This is a genomic window from Pseudomonas sp. B414 (genome assembly GCF_055408445.1).
The window spans coordinates 32,290-49,304 of record NZ_JBUZTQ010000003.1; the positions used below are offsets into that span (position 1 = coordinate 32,290).

General features: G+C 59.3%; 10 protein-coding genes. 4 read left to right on the top strand and 6 right to left on the bottom strand.

Features of this window, described 5'->3' with window-relative positions; translation table 11 throughout:
* Nucleotides 1-20: 20 nt before the first annotated feature.
* Entirely contained in the window at nucleotides 21-1,763 is a 1,743-nt protein-coding gene (locus ACZRMH_RS03755; RefSeq protein ID WP_464012229.1) for a potassium/proton antiporter, read from the bottom strand.
* A gap of 244 nt (nucleotides 1,764-2,007) precedes the next feature.
* Here ACZRMH_RS03755 and ACZRMH_RS03760 point away from each other — a divergent pair, with 244 nt between their 5' ends.
* Nucleotides 2,008-2,589, top strand: coding sequence for a hypothetical protein (locus tag ACZRMH_RS03760; protein WP_464012230.1), 582 nt, complete (start codon nucleotides 2,008-2,010; stop codon nucleotides 2,587-2,589).
* 66 nt (nucleotides 2,590-2,655) lie between these two features.
* On the opposite strand, the gene putA is transcribed toward ACZRMH_RS03760, so the two are convergent.
* Nucleotides 2,656-6,609 carry a trifunctional transcriptional regulator/proline dehydrogenase/L-glutamate gamma-semialdehyde dehydrogenase gene (putA, locus tag ACZRMH_RS03765; RefSeq protein WP_464012231.1) on the bottom strand — a complete coding sequence of 1,318 codons (3,954 nt, stop codon included), beginning with the start codon at nucleotides 6,607-6,609 and terminating at the stop codon, nucleotides 2,656-2,658.
* Between the two features lie 458 nt (nucleotides 6,610-7,067).
* Here putA and putP point away from each other — a divergent pair, with 458 nt between their 5' ends.
* The 3 genes from putP to ACZRMH_RS03780 all read left to right on the top strand — a co-directional run bounded on the left by putP (nucleotide 7,068) and on the right by ACZRMH_RS03780 (nucleotide 10,046).
* Nucleotides 7,068-8,555 carry a sodium/proline symporter PutP gene (putP, locus tag ACZRMH_RS03770; protein ID WP_464012232.1) on the top strand — a complete coding sequence of 496 codons (1,488 nt, stop codon included), beginning with the start codon at nucleotides 7,068-7,070 and terminating at the stop codon, nucleotides 8,553-8,555.
* A gap of 229 nt (nucleotides 8,556-8,784) precedes the next feature.
* Nucleotides 8,785-9,126 carry a KOW domain-containing RNA-binding protein gene (locus ACZRMH_RS03775; RefSeq protein ID WP_464012233.1) on the top strand — a complete coding sequence of 114 codons (342 nt, stop codon included), beginning with the start codon at nucleotides 8,785-8,787 and terminating at the stop codon, nucleotides 9,124-9,126.
* Nucleotides 9,127-9,209: 83 nt separating this feature from the next.
* The gene (locus ACZRMH_RS03780) at nucleotides 9,210-10,046 is read left to right on the top strand and encodes a 23S rRNA (adenine(2030)-N(6))-methyltransferase RlmJ (RefSeq protein WP_464012234.1); all 837 of its coding nucleotides are present in this window, start codon (nucleotides 9,210-9,212) and stop codon (nucleotides 10,044-10,046) included.
* Nucleotides 10,047-10,163: 117 nt separating this feature from the next.
* On the opposite strand, the gene msrA is transcribed toward ACZRMH_RS03780, so the two are convergent.
* The 4 genes from msrA to aceF all read right to left on the bottom strand — a co-directional run bounded on the left by msrA (nucleotide 10,164) and on the right by aceF (nucleotide 17,011).
* The gene (gene msrA, locus ACZRMH_RS03785) at nucleotides 10,164-10,811 is read right to left on the bottom strand and encodes a peptide-methionine (S)-S-oxide reductase MsrA (RefSeq protein ID WP_464012235.1); all 648 of its coding nucleotides are present in this window, start codon (nucleotides 10,809-10,811) and stop codon (nucleotides 10,164-10,166) included.
* 55 nt (nucleotides 10,812-10,866) lie between these two features.
* A complete protein-coding gene (locus ACZRMH_RS03790) occupies nucleotides 10,867-13,560 on the bottom strand; it encodes a putative bifunctional diguanylate cyclase/phosphodiesterase (RefSeq protein ID WP_464012236.1) in 2,694 nt (897 codons plus the stop codon).
* Between the two features lie 175 nt (nucleotides 13,561-13,735).
* Complete coding sequence (locus tag ACZRMH_RS03795) at nucleotides 13,736-15,121, bottom strand: alkaline phosphatase D family protein (protein ID WP_464012237.1); 1,386 nt, start codon at nucleotides 15,119-15,121, stop codon at nucleotides 13,736-13,738.
* A 252-nt stretch (nucleotides 15,122-15,373) separates the two neighbouring features.
* Nucleotides 15,374-17,011 (bottom strand): dihydrolipoyllysine-residue acetyltransferase, encoded by a 1,638-nt coding sequence (aceF, locus tag ACZRMH_RS03800; protein ID WP_464012238.1) that lies wholly within the window; start codon nucleotides 17,009-17,011, stop codon nucleotides 15,374-15,376.
* Nucleotides 17,012-17,015 lie beyond the last annotated feature (4 nt).

Genomic DNA, 17,015 nt, shown 5'->3' on the forward strand with positions numbered 1-17,015 from the left:
AAGAGTCAGAAAGTTGGAGTTTAGAGGAACAGCCCGGGACCCGGTGCACTTCCTTCGGGGAATCTGACGCCCACTTTGGCGATCTTGTTCCCTTCCATCACGGCAACGGTCCAAATGGTGTTGTTCCACTCCACCTGGTCGCCGACCACCGGTGCACCACCGACCTTGTGGGCAATAAAGCTGCTGAGGGAAGTGTCGGGGTCGATGCCCTCCAGCTTCAGACCGTACAAAGCCGCTACAGCACCCAGCTGGGCGTCGCCTTCGAGCACGAAGTCGCCGAAGAAGCGCAGGTCCAGACCGCGGCTCGGGGGCTGGCTGAACAGTTTGCCCAGGGCTGGCAAGTCATGTTCGTGGCCGATGACGCAGAGCAGGTCGCCGACTTCAAGCGTGGTACTACCCGACGGGTGGAGCAGTTTCTTGTCGCGAAACAGGGCTGCGATACGGGTGCCGTCGGGCATTTTCAGTTCGCGCAGGGCCGCACCGATGCACCAGTTTTGTGCGTCGAGGCGGTAAACAAACAGTTCCCACTCGCTGGTGACATGCACCTCAAGGGCTGAGCGGGACACGGGGGCCAGATCCGGCGGTACCGTCACTTTGAGCAGCTTGGCCACCCACGGCAGGCTGGTGCCTTGCACCAGAAGGGATACCAGTACGATAAAGAACGCCAGGTTAAAGTACAGCTGCGCATTGGGCAGCCCGGCCATCAGCGGGAATACTGCGAGAATGATCGGCACCGCGCCGCGCAGGCCGACCCACGAGATAAAGGCTTTTTCACGGCCGTGGAAGGCCTTGAAGGGCAGCAGGCCGACCATCACCGACAACGGGCGGGCGAACAGGATCATCCACAGGGCCAGCGCCAGGGCAGGAATGGCGATAGGCAGCAGGTCGTGTGGCGTCACCAGCAAACCCAGCACCAGGAACATGCCGATCTGTGCCAGCCAGGCCATGCCGTCGAGCATATGCAAAATGCCGTGACGACTACGGATCGGGCTGTTGCCGATCACCAGGCCGCACAGGTAAACCGCGAGGAAGCCACTGCCGTGCAGGGCGTTGGTCAGGGAGAAGACCACCAGCCCGCCAGCAATCACCAGAATCGGGTACAGGCCGTTGGCCAGGTTGATCCGGTTGACCATTTGCAGCATCAGCCAGCCGCCCGCCAGCCCGACTGCGCCGCCGATGGCGAATTCACGCGCCAGGTTGAGCAGCAGGCTCCAGTGCAAGCCGGTTTCGCCACTGGCGAGCATGTCGATCAGGGTGACGGTGAGGAACACCGCCATCGGGTCGTTGCTTCCGGACTCGATCTCAAGGCTGGCCGAAACCCGCTCGTTCAGGCCCTTGCCGCCCAGCAGCGAGAACACTGCTGCGGCATCGGTAGAACCGACAATGGCGCCGATCAGCAGGCCCTGGATCAGGTTGAGATTGAACAGCCAGGCGGCCATCAGGCCAGTCAGCCCGGTGGTGATCATTACCCCCACCGTGGCCAGCGATAATGCGGGCCATAACGCCACACGAAAACTGGAGACCCGGGTGCGCAAGCCGCCGTCGAGCAAAATCACCGCCAGGGCGAGGTTGCCCACCAGATAGGCTGTGGGGTAATTGTCAAAAATAATGCCGCCGCCATCGACACCCGCTGTCATGCCCACCGCAAGGATGATGACCAGAATCGGGATGCCCAGGCGCGAAGACAGTGAACTTACCAGGATGCTTGCACCTACCAGCAACGCGCCGATCAAGAACAGGCTGTTGATGGTCGTCGCATTCAAAGGCAGTACTCCAGGAAACTCAAAAGACAGGGCGCAGAGCCTGCATGCAGTCTGCGTGCCATCGATTCTAACCTGCGTTATTGGCGGGCTGTCAAAAAGGTTTTGAATGAATTACGCCATGGGCGTGTTTGGATGCGCGCAGAAGGCGCGAAAGGCCTTTCTTACAGAGAAATGGGATTTTTACTGCATTTTTATATTGGGCAAATTGTGTCTACTGCGGCCTCCCACTCTGCATGGACATGCTATGAACCCTGCAACCGAGGCTGGCAACAGGCAACCGAAGGCAACTTCGCGGTCTGATGACGAACGAATCAAGCTGTACGTCGTATCTGTCACCAAGTTTGTGTTGCTGTATGCGCTTACGGCAGGCGGGTACATTTTTTACTGGTCATATCGCAATTGGGCGTCCTGCAAAGCGCTAACCGGTTCGCCGATCGCGCCGTTGTTACGTGCGGCGCTCTGGCCGTTTTTTATCCTGCCTCTGTTTGACAAGGTGCAGAACGGTCTGGACAAGACCGGGCGCTCCTATTTCTGGCAACCGCAAACCCGCGGGTTGTTGATCATGTTGCTGGTCATGCTGTCGGTGCTGGTCACCACGTCTGTTACCCGGCCTTCGGATCTGGCATTTGTGTTTATTGCCAATACCGCGCTGATTGCCAGTTGCTGCGCCATGTTTGTAGAGGCTCAGCGAGCTATCAATACATTGGCGGGAGACCCGCTAGGCAGTCATAACAATGCGTTCAGTTGCAGCAATATTGTCTGGATGGTGATGGGTGTGTTGTATATGACGGTCATTACTTATGTGTTCTTCATGTTGGAAGGCTGATTTGCTGGCGTAAAAAAACCGGGCAACCCTTTCGGGTGCCCGGTTTTTTATTGCCCGCTCAAACCATCAACCGATGGTCATCAGGCTCGCGTTACCACCAGCAGCAGCGGTGTTGACGCTCAGTGCGCGCTCGATCACCAGGCGTTCCAGGGCGATATTGGTTTCGCCCTGGGACAGACCCTGCACGCCAACGATGGCGCCTGCGCGCTGGGCCACTTGCTGGCATACATCGCGCAGCTGGTCGCAGTCGCCGTGGTGCAGGACGGCGTCGAAAATCACTTCGTCCTTGGTCCAGTCGGCCACCAGTGTGATACGTGCCTGCACCTCTTTTGGCAGACGGGCCAACAGGGCCTTGGCCAGTTCGCTTTGCGGCAGTACCGCCGAGCTGCCCACGGCCAGAACGGCAGCCAGCTGGGTCAGCAGGTCGCTTTCAACTTCCGCCAGGCACAGCACGTGTTCGCGCGGCAGGATGGCGTAGCTGTTGCGTTCGCCGGTCGGGCCGTTGAGCAGGCGGGTGATGCCGCTTTGCGAATGCGCGGCGTACTCGCTGCACAGTTCGGCCAGCGCCGCTTGCTGGTTGCTGGTGGCCCAGGCTTGCAGGGCGCTGAGCGGTTTGCTCATGGCTTCGCGGGCCTGGGTGTCCGGTGCGCTGATGGCGTCGACCTTGGCGAACGATTGCTCGATCGCATTGCCTGGTCGGGTCGACAGCAGGCGGTACAGGTACAGCGGGCCACCGGCTTTCGGGCCAGTACCCGACAGGCCTTCGCCGCCGAACGGTTGTACGCCGACCACGGCACCGACGATGTTGCGGTTGACGTAGACGTTACCGGCGTTGACGTTGTTGACCACCTTGGCGATGGTCTCGTCGATACGGGTATGCACGCCCAGCGTCAGGCCGTAACCCGAAGCGTTGATCTGTGCGATCAATTGGTCGATGTCTTTACGCTTGTAGCGCACCACGTGCAGTACCGGCCCGAAGATTTCACGTTCCAGCTCGTCGAAGCTTTCCAGTTCGATCAGGGTCGGCATGACGAAGGTGCCGCGTTTGCATTCTTCGATATCGGCAATGGCCATCTGGTAAACAGTGCGGCCTTTGTCACGCATGCCCTGGATATGTTGCTCGATCCCGGCCTTGGCTTCGGCGTCGATCACCGGGCCAATGTCTACGTTCAGACGCTCTGGGTTGCCCATGCGCGATTCGGCCATGGCACCTTTTAGCATTTCGATGACGCGGTCTGCCGAGTCTTCCTGCAAGCACAGTACGCGCAGGGCAGAGCAACGCTGACCGGCGCTGTCGAAGGCCGAGGACACCACGTCGATAACCACTTGTTCGGTCAGCGCCGAGGAGTCAACGATCATGGCATTCTGGCCGCCGGTTTCGGCGATCAGCGGGATTGGACGGCCCTGAGCATCCAGGCGCCCGGCAATGTTGCGTTGCAGCAGGCGGGCAACTTCGGTGGAACCAGTGAACATCACGCCCTTGACCCGATCGTCGCCGACCAGACGGGCACCCACGGTTTCGCCACGGCCCGGCAGCAATTGCAGCACGCCTTGCGGGATACCGGCTTCGAGCAGGATGCGTACAGCCTGTGCCGCTACCAGCGGAGTTTGTTCCGCAGGCTTGGCCAGTACCGGGTTACCGGCGGCCAGTGCCGCAGCGACCTGGCCACTGAAGATGGCCAGCGGGAAGTTCCACGGGCTGATGCAGACCACCGGGCCCAGGGGGCGGTGGGCATCGTTGGTGAAGTCGTTGCGGGCCTGTACCGCGTAATAACGCAGGAAGTCGACCGCTTCACGCACTTCGGCGATGGCGTTGGCGAAGGTCTTGCCAGCTTCACGGGCCAGCAGGCCCATCAGTGGCTGGATCTCGCCTTCCATCAGGTCGGCGGCACGTTCCAGGATCGCAGCACGTTCGGCGGGTGGGGTGGCCTGCCAGATCGGTGCAGCGCTCAGGGCGCACAGGATGGCGTTGTCGGCGTCTGCAACGGTGGCTTCTTGTACATGACCGACCACATCACGCAGATCGGCCGGGTTGAGCACCGCTGCCGGGGTTTCGCTGCTGGAATCGCAGCCGAGCATCGGCGCGGCTTTCCAGTCGTTGTGGGCAGTGGCCAGCAAGGCGCAGGACAACGACGCCAAACGGTGTTCGTTGGACATGTCGATGCCGCTGGAGTTGGCGCGTTCGCTGCCATACAGGTCACGCGGCAGCGGGATACGCGGGTGCGGCAAGCCGAAGCCGCCTTCCGTTGTAGCCATCTGCTCGATCTGGCTCACCGGGTCGGCCACCAACTGGTGGATGGCGATGGTGTGGTCGGCGATGCGGTTGACGAACGAGGTGTTCGCGCCGTTTTCCAGCAGGCGGCGCACCAGGTAGGCCAGCAATGTCTCGTGGGTGCCGACCGGGGCGTACACGCGGCACGGACGGTTCAGCTTACCTTCGGAAATCTTGCCTACGACCTGCTCGTACAGGGGTTCACCCATGCCGTGCAGGCATTGGAACTCGTACTGGCCCGGGTAGTAGTTCTGACCAGCGATATGATAAATGGCCGACAGGGTTTGCGCGTTGTGGGTCGCGAACTGCGGGTAAATGGCTTCTGGCACGGCCAGCAGCTTTTTCGCGCAGGCAAGGTAGGAGACGTCGGTATACACCTTGCGGGTGTACACCGGGTAGCCTTCCAGGCCTTCAACCTGGGCGCGCTTGATTTCGCTGTCCCAGTACGCGCCTTTCACCAGGCGGATCATCAGGCGATGACGGCTGCGGCGTGCCAGGTCGATCACGTAGTCGATCACGTACGGGCAACGCTTCTGGTAAGCCTGGATCACGAAACCGATGCCGTTCCAGCCGGCCAGTTGTGGCTCGAAGCACAGACGCTCAAGCAGATCGAGGGAGATTTCGAGGCGGTCAGCTTCTTCGGCGTCAATGTTCAGGCCGATGTCATATTGCTTGGCCAGCAACGTCAGCGACAGCAGGCGCGGGTACAGCTCGTCCATCACACGCTCGTACTGGGCGCGGCTGTAGCGCGGGTGCAGGGCCGACAGCTTGATGGAAATGCCCGGGCCTTCGTAAATACCGCGGCCGTGGGAGGCCTTGCCGATCGAGTGGATAGCTTGCTCGTAGGACGCCAGGTATTTTTGCGCGTCATGTTCGGTCAGTGCCGCTTCGCCGAGCATGTCGTAGGAATAACGGAAGCCCTTGGCTTCAAAGCGCGTGGCGTTGGCCAGGGCTTCGGCGATGGTTTCGCCGGTTACAAACTGCTCGCCCATCAGGCGCATGGCCATGTCGACGCCCTTGCGGATCATCGGCTCGCCGCTTTTGCCGATGATGCGGCTCAGGGAAGAGGTCAGGCCTGCTTCGTTGTGCGTGGACACCAGCTTGCCGGTGAGCAACAGGCCCCAGGTCGCGGCGTTGACGAACAGCGACGGGCTGTTGCCCAGATGCGGGTGCCAGTTCCCGGTGCTGATCTTGTCGCGGATCAGGGCGTCACGGGTGCCTTTGTCCGGGATACGCAGCAGCGCTTCGGCCAGGCACATCAGTGCCACGCCTTCCTGGGACGACAGGGAGAATTCTTGCAGCAGGCCTTGCACGATACCGGCGCGGCCACCGGCGCTCTTCTGATTGCGCAGTTTTTCGGCAATCGAGGCCGCCAGGGCTTGCGTGGCTTCGGCCATCGGGGCTGGCAGGCGTGCCTGCTCCAGCAGCATCGGCACCACTTCGGGTTCCGGGCGACGGTAAGCGGAGGTGATCGCGGCGCGCAGTACGGACTGCGGCAGGATGCTTTCTGCAAACTCCAGGAAGCACTGATGGGCGTGATCAGCTTGCACGTCGTCGGCGTCATCGCTGGTGTTACCAGGGATACCGCTCAGTTCGGTAAGGGTTGCACCACCCTCGAGTTTTTCCAGGTAATTGAAGATTGCCTGCTTGATCAGCCAGTGTGGCGTGCGATCAATCGAGGTCGCGGCGGCCTTGAGGCGCTCGCGGGTCGGGTCATCGAGTTTGACCCCAAGGGTGGTGGTAGCCATTTTTTTATCCTCATGGGTGCCGCATTTGCGCGGCAGCAGCTGGCGGCAAGATTAGCGCTGCGCTGAAAGAGGTGCAACCTAGTGCAACCCGTTTTTTCGCGGATTGTTCGACGCTTCGTCAGTAATTTTAGGACAGGATGGGATGAGCGCTCTGGCTTGGTGCTTTTTCGTTGGTTTTGCAGTGTCTTTGCTCCGAAAAGGAGCAAAAACCCGGAATTGAGACGAAAAGGCGACAAGGTGCAACTGGTGTGACAGAAACTGGTTGCACCTGATTTGCTTTGTTGCATAGCATTCGCGCCCAAGGTGCAACCTCCTACAAAGATTGGTTCATCGGCTGATGGATTTCCTGGGGAACCTCAGTCATAAATGCGCGGCAAGGTTAATCGTCTCAAACAGGACGTTTGTGAGCGTACGGCCAGACCGCCGCTAAACATAAAAACAATGCCAGGGCTTTATCAATGAGTGTAAGTAACCCAACCCTGATCACGTTCGTGATCTATATCGCAGCAATGGTGCTGATCGGTCTGATGGCCTATCGCTCCACCAACAACCTTTCTGACTATATTCTCGGTGGCCGCAGCCTGGGCAGCGTTGTAACTGCATTGTCCGCTGGCGCCTCCGACATGAGCGGCTGGCTGCTGATGGGCCTGCCGGGCGCGATCTACATGTCCGGTCTGTCGGAAAGCTGGATCGCCATCGGTCTGGTGACCGGTGCTTATCTGAACTGGTTGTTTGTTGCCGGTCGCCTGCGGGTGCAGACCGAGCACAACGGTGATGCGCTGACCCTGCCGGATTACTTCTCCAGCCGTTTCGAAGACACAAGCGGTTTGCTGCGGATCATTTCGGCCATCGTGATTCTGGTGTTCTTCACCATCTACTGCGCTTCCGGCATCGTGGCCGGTGCCCGTCTGTTCGAAAGCACCTTCGGCATGTCGTACGAAACAGCCCTGTGGGCCGGTGCTGCTGCGACCATCGCCTACACCTTTATCGGTGGCTTCCTGGCCGTGAGCTGGACTGACACCGTTCAGGCCACCCTGATGATCTTCGCGTTGATCCTTACGCCAATCATCGTGCTGCTGGCCACTGGCGGCGTGGACACCACGTTCCTGGCCATCGAAGCCCAGGACCCAAGCAACTTCGACATGCTCAAGGGTACGTCCTTTATCGGTATTATCTCGCTGATGGGCTGGGGCCTGGGTTACTTCGGCCAGCCGCACATCCTGGCGCGTTTCATGGCTGCCGATTCGGTCAAGTCGATCGCCAAGGCACGCCGTATCTCCATGACCTGGATGATCCTGTGTCTGGCCGGTACCGTGGCTGTGGGCTTCTTCGGTATCGCTTACTTCTCGGCACACCCGGAAGTAGCCGGTCCTGTGACCGAAAACCCTGAGCGTGTTTTCATCGAGCTGGCCAAGTTGCTGTTCAACCCATGGATTGCCGGTGTACTGCTGTCGGCCATTCTGGCTGCAGTAATGAGCACCTTGAGCTGCCAGTTGCTGGTGTGCTCCAGTGCCCTGACGGAAGACTTCTACAAATCCTTCCTGCGTAAAAACGCTTCCCAGCTGGAACTGGTGTGGGTTGGCCGGATCATGGTGCTGGTGGTTGCCCTGATCGCCATCGCCCTGGCTGCAAACCCTGAGAACCGTGTTCTGGGTCTGGTGAGCTACGCATGGGCAGGCTTCGGCGCTGCGTTCGGCCCGGTAGTACTGATCTCGGTGCTGTGGAAAGGCATGACCCGCAATGGCGCGTTGGCCGGTATCCTGGTCGGTGCCATTACCGTGATCGTGTGGAAGCAATTCGCACTGTTCGGTCTGTACGAAATCATTCCGGGCTTCATCTTCGCCAGCATCGCCATTCTGGTGGTCAGCGGCATGGGTCAAGGCCCAAGTAAGAAGATGATCGAGCGTTTCGACGCTGCCGAGAAAGACTTCCAGCAGAACAGCTGATTGGGCTGAGCTCTGGCTCGCTAAATTGCAGAGAAAATTACGGCTCGCTCCTTTATGGGAGCGGGCCGTTTTTATTGGGTGTCCGCTAAAGCTGTAAGCGTTTTCAGAGCCCATTGCATGAATGAGCTGGGTGTTTATTGGGAAAGGTCTGAGCGTGTTTCAGGGCGTTAAAGAGAGGCTAGTCTTGCGTCAGCGTTCGCTTTCGGACGCCTTATCAAGGAGCTTTTCTATGGACGGTAAAACAATAAAAGGTGAGATCTCACTTCGTGAAATTCCTTTCCAGTTCCAGAGCCAATACGTCTGGACCATTCAGCTCAATGGCGTGAAAGTTGACGGTAGCCTCAAGCAGCTGGGCTTGATCAGTGAGCCCACGGCGATTAAAGCGCCATGGGATTTTATGTTCCACCTTGATGATCAACATGTGGGGCATGACATACACACGTACGCGCTTCGCGTTGAGGTTCTGGATGGCAACGTATTAATCGCAGATGCGGATCATCGTTTTTCGATGGACCGCCAAGGTGACGCTCCCACAGTGCAGCAGCTGATCTTGCAGCCTCAGTACATTTGACTGCCGTCCGGCGCGGCTTCAGGCTTAAGGCCTGACGCGGCTCGCTGCGCAGGGTAAACTTAGCCCCCTGCGCAGGAGCAACCATGAACTATCGTCACGCCTTCCACGCCGGCAACCACGCCGACGTTTTCAAACATATCGTCTTGACCCGCCTCATCGCCCTGATGTCGCGCAAAGAGCAGCCCTTTGCCTACCTCGATACCCACGCCGGTATTGGTTTGTACGACCTCAAGGGCGATCAGGCCAACCGTACGGGCGAGTATCTGGAAGGTATCGCGCGGTTGTGGGGGCAGAAAGACCTGCCAGCGATCACCGATGATTACATGCAAGTGCTGCACAAGATGAACCCGGATGGCGAATTGCGCTATTACCCGGGCTCGCCTGAGTGGGCGCGGCGCTTGACCCGCTCCCAGGATCGCGTGTTGCTGAACGAAAAACACCCCGAAGACGGTGTGTTGCTCAAGGACAACATGAAGGGCGATCGCCGCGTAGCCGTGCATTTGGGCGAAGGCTGGCATGTGCCGCGTGCATTGCTGCCGGTGGCTGAAAAGCGTGGCCTGATGCTGATCGATCCGCCATTTGAAAAGCTCGATGAAATGAAGCGCTGCGCCGAATCGCTGAAAGATGCGATCAGCCGCATGCGTCAGACCGTTGTAGCGATCTGGTACCCGATCAAGGACAAGCGTCAGCTGCGCCGTTTTTATCAGGACCTGGCGGGTTCAGGTGCACCAAAGTTGTTGCAGGTGGAGTTGTTCGTTCATCCGCTGGACACGCCAAACAGCCTCAATGGCTCGGGCCTGGCCATTGCTAACCCGCCTTGGGGTCTGGAAGAAGAATTGCGCGAACTGCTGCCGTGGCTGGCCAAGAAACTGGGGCAAACCCAGGGTGGCTGGCAGATGGAATGGTTGATTGCTGAGTAAAAGCTGAAACGAATGTGGGAGCGGGCTTGTTCGCGACTGGATGGATGCGGACTATCTGAAACACCGTGTCGCTCCTATCGCGAGCAAGCCCGCTCCCACACTATATGTTGTGTTACATCAAATCGGGCAGGTCACGCCGGTGCCGCCGATACCGCAATAACCCTGCGGGTTTTTCGCCAGGTATTGCTGGTGGTACGCCTCGGCGAAGTACACCGTAGGTGCCTGGTCGATTTCGGTGGTAATGGTACCCAAGCCAGCCTTGTCCAGTTCAGCCTGGAACACCTTCTTGCTTTCCAGTGCCTGCTCAAGCTGCTCAGGCGTGGTGCAGTAGATCACCGAGCGGTACTGGGTACCGATGTCATTACCCTGGCGCATGCCCTGGGTCGGGTTGTGCAGTTCCCAGAACATGGCCAGCAGTTGCTTGTAGCTGATGACTTCTGGCTCGTATACCACCAGTACCACTTCGGTATGGCCGGTCAGGCCCGAGCAGACTTCTTCGTAAGTCGGGTTCGGCGTGTAGCCGCCGGCATAACCGACCACGGTGCTGACCACGCCTTCGCGTTCCCAGAACTTGCGTTCTGCGCCCCAAAAACAGCCCAGGCCAAAAATCGCAAAGTCCACATTCGTCGGGAATGGGCCCAATAGCGGCTGGCCAGTTACGTAGTGGGTTTCTGGCAGCTGTACATGGGTGTCGCGGCCCGGCAGGGCCTGTTCTTTAGTGGGTAGCACGTTTTTATTCACCAGGATTTCCGAGCGCAAGACCATGGTTCAAGTCCTCTGTCAGAGTGTAGGAAGTCAGACGCGCTATGTTACAGCGCTGTTAGCCCAGGGGGCCACGGGGATAGCGTTTGAGCTTTTCTATCAGTTCGCTGCCAGGAATAGGGCGGTCGAACAGATAGCCTTGGCCCACGTCACAGCGGTGGCGGCGCAGGAAGGCCAACTGTGCAGCGGTTTCTATGCCCTCGGCAACCACTTTGAGCTTGAGGTTGTGGGCCATGGCGATCACCGCTGAGGTGATTTCCATGTCGTTCTGGTTGTCGGGGATGTCTTTGATAAAACTACGGTCGATCTTGATGATGTCGATCGGGAATTTTTTCAAGTAGCTGAGCGATGAGTAACCTGTGCCGAAGTCGTCCATGGCCAGGGTCAGGCCGAGCTTTTTCAGTTGGTCGAGCTGCAGGCGGGTGTCGTCGGTGGCTTCGAGCAGCAAGCCTTCAGTTAACTCAAGCTCCAGCAGCGCGGCGGGCAGTTGTTCTTCCTTGAGGATGCTGGCAATGGAGGCCACCAGATCCGGGTCGGAAAACTGCTTGGGTGACACGTTGATTGCTACTTGCAGGTGGCCCAGCCCGGCCAGGCTCAGTTGCTTGCTCATGCGGCACGCCTGGCGGGCGACCCATTTGCCGATGGGGATGATCAGCCCGGTTTCTTCAGCCACGCTGATAAACTGGTCAGGGCGGATCATGCCGTTCTTGGGGTGGTTCCAGCGTAACAGCGCTTCCATGCCCAATAGTCGCCCGCTGCGCAGGCACAGCTTGGGCTGGTAGAACACTTCCAGTTCGTTCTGGGTCAAGGCGCGGCGCAGGTTGTTTTCGACAAACAGCTTGTAGCTGGCCTCGGCGTTCAGGGCCTCGGTAAACACCTGTACCTGATGCTTGCCGCAGGCCTTGGCCTTGTGCAGCGCCAGGCCGGCGTTGCGCATCAGGGTTTGTGGGTCGCGACCGTGCAAGGGCGCACAGGCCACCCCGACGGAGCCCGTGACGCTGATCAGTTGGTTGTCGACAAACATCGGCTTGTCGAGGGTCATCAGCAACTGGCTGGCGATTTGCTGGCCGTTGACCAAATCAATGTCGTCCAGCAAAACCGCAAACTCGTTACTGGCAAAGCGCGCCAAGCCATCGCTGGCGTTCAGGCTGTTGCGCAGGCGGCGGGCCAGGCTGATCAGCAGCTTGTCGCCGGTCTGGTGGCCGAGGCTGTCGTTGATCCGCTTGAAGTTGTCGATATCCACCAGCAGCAGACACACCGGGGTGTTGCTGTTGCGGGCGAAACGTTCGTCGAGGTTGCGGATAAAGGCCGGGCGATTGCCCAGATTGGTCAGATTGTCGGTGTAGGCGAGGCGTTCGATGCGCTGTTGTGCCAGCTTGGCTTCGGTGATGTCTTCGTAAATGCCGATGTAGTGGGTCAGCTCCCGGTTGTCGCCATATACCTTGGAGATCGACATCTGGCCCCAGTAGGGTTCCAGGTTTTTACGCCGACTCTTGAATTCGCCTTGCCAGCTATTGCCTTTGCTGAGGCTGGAGTGGGCGTCGAAGAGCAGATCGCTGAGGTTTTCCAGTGCAGGCAGTTCGGACAGCTTGTGGCCCTGGACTTCTTCGGTGCTGTATTGGGTGATGGCGGTAAAACTGGGGTTTGCGTACTCCACCACGCCGTCGCAGTTGACCAGCAAAAAGGCGTTGGCGCTTTGCTCGACTGCCCTCTGAAACAGGTGCAGGGCGCTGATGGCGGTACGCCGGTTGTGGTTGTTGATGACCTGGGCGAACTGGTCGGCCAGTTCACCTGCAAAGGCGATTTCATCTGCCTGCCAGGCCCGGGTTTTGCCGACCTGTTCCAGGCACAGCACGCCGACGACCTGGCCGTCGATGCGAATGCCAGCATCGAGCATGGCGTTGGCTTCGTGTCGGCCCAGGCTGGCTACCAGTTCGCGGGTACGCGGGTCGCGGCTGGCGTTCTGGGCGTCAATGGAACGGCTGGTGTGCAGGGCTTCGAGGTAGTCGGGGAACAGGCTGGCGTCGAAGATATCCTGGGCAATATAGGCCTGGGTTTCGCGCTGGAATGCGGAAACCGGCAACAGCTGGTTGCCATCGAGGTTCCACAGGCTGGCGCCGTCGATCTGATAAATATCGCAGGCGCTGCGAGTGATCAGCTCAGCGGCTTCTTGCAGTGAGTTGTGCTGGCTGTACCTGTGGCGGGCCAGACGCAGGATCAAGTCCTGCTGTGCACGTACGCGCTCCAGGTGCTGGAGTTGGTCCTGCTGGGTGCGCTGGTTGAGCGCCAGGGCAATCTGCAGGCGGCTGTTCTGGGTTTCGAGTTCGGCCACCGGGGCTGGCAGCGAGTTGTCAGTGCTGTCTTCAATGGCCAGCAGATAACCGCGCAGAAAGTGACGGTTGTGCTTTTTGTAGGCTTCGCCCAGTTCCATCAGCTTCAGCGGGCCAAGCGCTGTGTGCAGGGTGTAATGCACCACGTAGTGATGACTGGTACGCAGTTGGTGCTCGATTGCATCGTGCAGGCGATAGCGTGCCTGTGGCTCCATCAGGCTGGCGTAGGGCGAGCCGACCAGCGCACACAGCTGTGCTGCGCAGATGCCGAATTGGCGTTCACAATGCGGGTCGAGGTAGAGCATGGCCCAGCTGGCTTCATTAAGCCGTTCGAAACGCAGCATGCCGAGCCTGGAAGGCACGGGGAGCTGGGTCACGACCTCGGCTGCCATACGCGGGGCAGCATCGGGTTGGCTTTTCATTAGGGCACTCGCTTCACAAATGCGGATTGCGCACGGGCTGTCACCCTATTCCTGTGGGATACGGCAAGGTTGCATCATGCTCGCGGTGCTGACAAGTGAACATAAAGGCCAAGTGCCATAAGGACTTATCGGCCGGCCGACAGATTTCTGCAGGCCGGCCGACAAGGTTTTGTGCTTATCTGAGTGCAATGCTTGCGGACTCGATGATCCGGCCCTTTTTATTGTGAAAATCAACCTTGAGCTGCTGGCCTTCAACAGTCAGGCAGGCGAAGTTGTCCTCGCCCACCACGCGGCTGGTGAGCTGGAGTGAATATGTGCCGGTGCCGACCCTGGACAGAGGGGCGTTGACGATCAGGTCGCTGACGCTGGCATAAGGCAGCATTTTGCTGTTGCACAGCGGAGAGGACACCACGCTGTGTACGACAAACTCCGGGTTTTTGTTGTGGCTCAGCCGGCAGGTGAGGGAACCATGAATATCGCCGGAAACGAACACCACGTTTTTTATGGCGTGGGAGCGAATGGTCTCAAGGATCCGGTTGCGCTGCGCCGAGAATGCTTTCCAGGCATCAGCGCCGTGTTTCTGATCGGGCATGAACAGCACGCTGCTGACGATAAATTTCACCCTGGCCGTGCTGTTGATCAGCCATTTGAGCAGCGCGTATTCCTGTTGGGTGCCAATCATGTTTTTGCTGGGGCCGGAGAGGATGCGTTCAGTGCGGCAGTCCATGACAAACCAGTCGATATCGCCATCGGCAAACCAGTACCAGTAGCGGCTCAGGTCGCGGTTGATGCGCCCGTTGGGTAGCAAGTCGTGGGCCGGGCCGTGGCTGCATTGATAAATCTCGTAGGCGGTCATGGCGTTGTTGTAGAGCACCTGGTCGCCGCTGCCCCGGTTGGCAGGCCAGTTATCTTCGATTTCGTGGTCGTCGAGAATCATGTAAGTCGGCGTACCTGACATCAGGTTGCGGATATAGGGCTGGGAGAACGCCGTCTGGTATTTTTTGCTGATGGCGGTGAATTCGCGGTCAGGCAACAGGACATTCAAGTCGTCGACATACACCTGGTCACCGGTCATGACCACTGCATCCAGAGGGTGTTGTCGGTTGAGTGCGCTGATGGCGCTGAAAATTTCGTCCCCCAGTTCCGGGGCTGAAGGGATACCGCCGGTGAGGCGCAGATAGCGGCACGATCCGACTACATAGCGGTGTGTGCGGTTGGAGGTGTTGGGTGAGGTCTTGAAGCTGTATGTGTTATCAGGCCACTTGAGCGGTAGCTGTTTGACGGTTGCGGGGGTGTGGTCGTGGCGGGTGGTGGTGAACCAGCCGGCCTGGTATTCGTAGCGGGTATCGGCGCTTAGCTCGCTCAGGACGAGGACATCGGACATGTCGAATTCAGGGCTAAGCCTTGCGTACACGCCCGCTGACCACTGGTTTTGGCCAGCCTTGCGATGGCGGATGCCGGCGAAGACGGCGTTGTTTTTGTCAGGGGCGCCGCGCACAAAAATACGCGCGTTATGGGTGGTGGTATAACCCAGGATGGGGCCAACGGTCGGTCTGTTCACATCGAAATCCTTTCTGATGCTTGGCGATCAAATCGCGTGGTTAAAGTCCTTTTCTTAACCGTAGAAGTGAGGGGGGAGGTGACCCATTCCCGGAATCAGCGCGGGTTGTAGTGCGGGTGGGACAGGGGGTGTGGGAGTTTTAAACACGCAGGCAAAAAAAAGCCCCGCCAAATGGCGGGGTTGAGGTACGAGCGTGGCGCTCGGAAAACAGTGCGCTACCCCGGCCTTCAGTGAAGAAGGCCGGGGCGTGGCTTACAGCAGGATAGTGCGGATGTCGCCCAGCAACTGGCTCAGACGCTGGGTGAAGCGTGCAGCAGCAGCGCCGTTGATCACACGGTGATCGTAGGACAACGACAGCGGCAGCATCAGTTTCGGCTGGAAGGCTTTGCCGTCCCAGACTGGCTGGATGGTTGCCTTGGAAACGCCGAGGATCGCCACTTCCGGTGCGTTGACGATCGGCGTGAAGCCGGTGCCGCCAATGTGCCCGAGGCTGGAAATGGTGAAGCACGCGCCTTGCATGTCGTCAGCGGTGAGCTTCTTGTCACGGGCCTTGGCAGCCAGTGCAGCCGCTTCCGCTGCCAGTTGCAGCAGGCTCTTCTGATCAACGTTCTTGATCACAGGCACCAGCAGGCCATCCGGGGTGTCTACGGCGAAGCCGATGTTGACGTACTTCTTGCGGATGATCGCTTTGCCGCTTGGCGCCAGCGAGCTGTTGAAGTCCGGCATTTCCTTGAGCAGGTGCGCGCAGGACTTGAGCAACAGAGGCAGTACGGTCAGTTTCACACCGGCTTTTTCTGCGACGGCTTTCTGCGCGACGCGGAAGGCTTCCAGCTCGGTGATGTCAGCCTGGTCGAACTGGGTCACGTGCGGGATGTTCAGCCAGCTGCGGTGCAGGCTCGACGCGCCGATTTGCATCAGGCGGGTCATGGCCACTTCTTCAACTTCACCGAAACGGCTGAAGTCGACTGCAGGGATCGGCGGAATGCCAGCACCACCGGTTGCGCCGGCGGCCGGAGCTTCCTTGGCCTTCTGCATCATGGTTTTGACGTAAGCCTGCACGTCTTCCTTGATCACACGGCCGTGCGGGCCGCTTGGGCTGACCGCGCTCAGCTCGACGCCGAATTCGCGGGCCAGTTGACGCACAGCAGGGCCTGCGTGAACTTTGCCACCCTTTGGCGCAGGCGCGGCGGCCGGAGCAGGGGCTGCCTCGGTTTTCGCGGCTGGCGCAGGGGCAGCAGCCGCTGCTTCAGCTTTGGCCGGTGCTGGAGCAGCAGCGGCTTGGGCAGGAGCAGCTGGCGCAGCAGCGCCTTGAACCTTGAGCTTGAGGATAAAGTCGCCAGTGCCGACTTCGTCATCCAGCTTGACCGCAATGCTCTCAACCACACCGGCGGCTGGCGATGGAATTTCCATGCTGGCCTTGTCGGATTCGAGGGTGATCAAGGATTGATCAGCCTCAACGGTATCGCCGACCTTGACCAGGACTTCGATGATTTTGGCTTTGCCCGACGAGCCGATATCCGGGACGTGAATGTCCTGGATGGTGGCAGCGGCAGGTGCAGCCGGGGCCGCAGGGGCCTCGGCAACAGGGGCTGCAGCAGGCTTTTCTGCCGCGGCCGGGGCAGCGGCAGGAGCGGCTGCTTCAGGCGCCGCAGCGGCGCCCTCGACTTCCAGTTCCAGCAATTCGTCGCCTTCTTTCAGGCGGTCGCCCAGCTTGATCTTCAGGCTTTTGACGATACCGGCTTTGGGAGCAGGGATTTCCATGCTCGCCTTGTCCGATTCCAGCGTCAGGATGCTCTGATCGGCTTCGATACGGTCGCCGACTTTTACAAACAGCTCGATGACTTCACCGTCGCCGCTGCCGATGTCAGGTACTCGAATGAGTTCGCTCACAAAT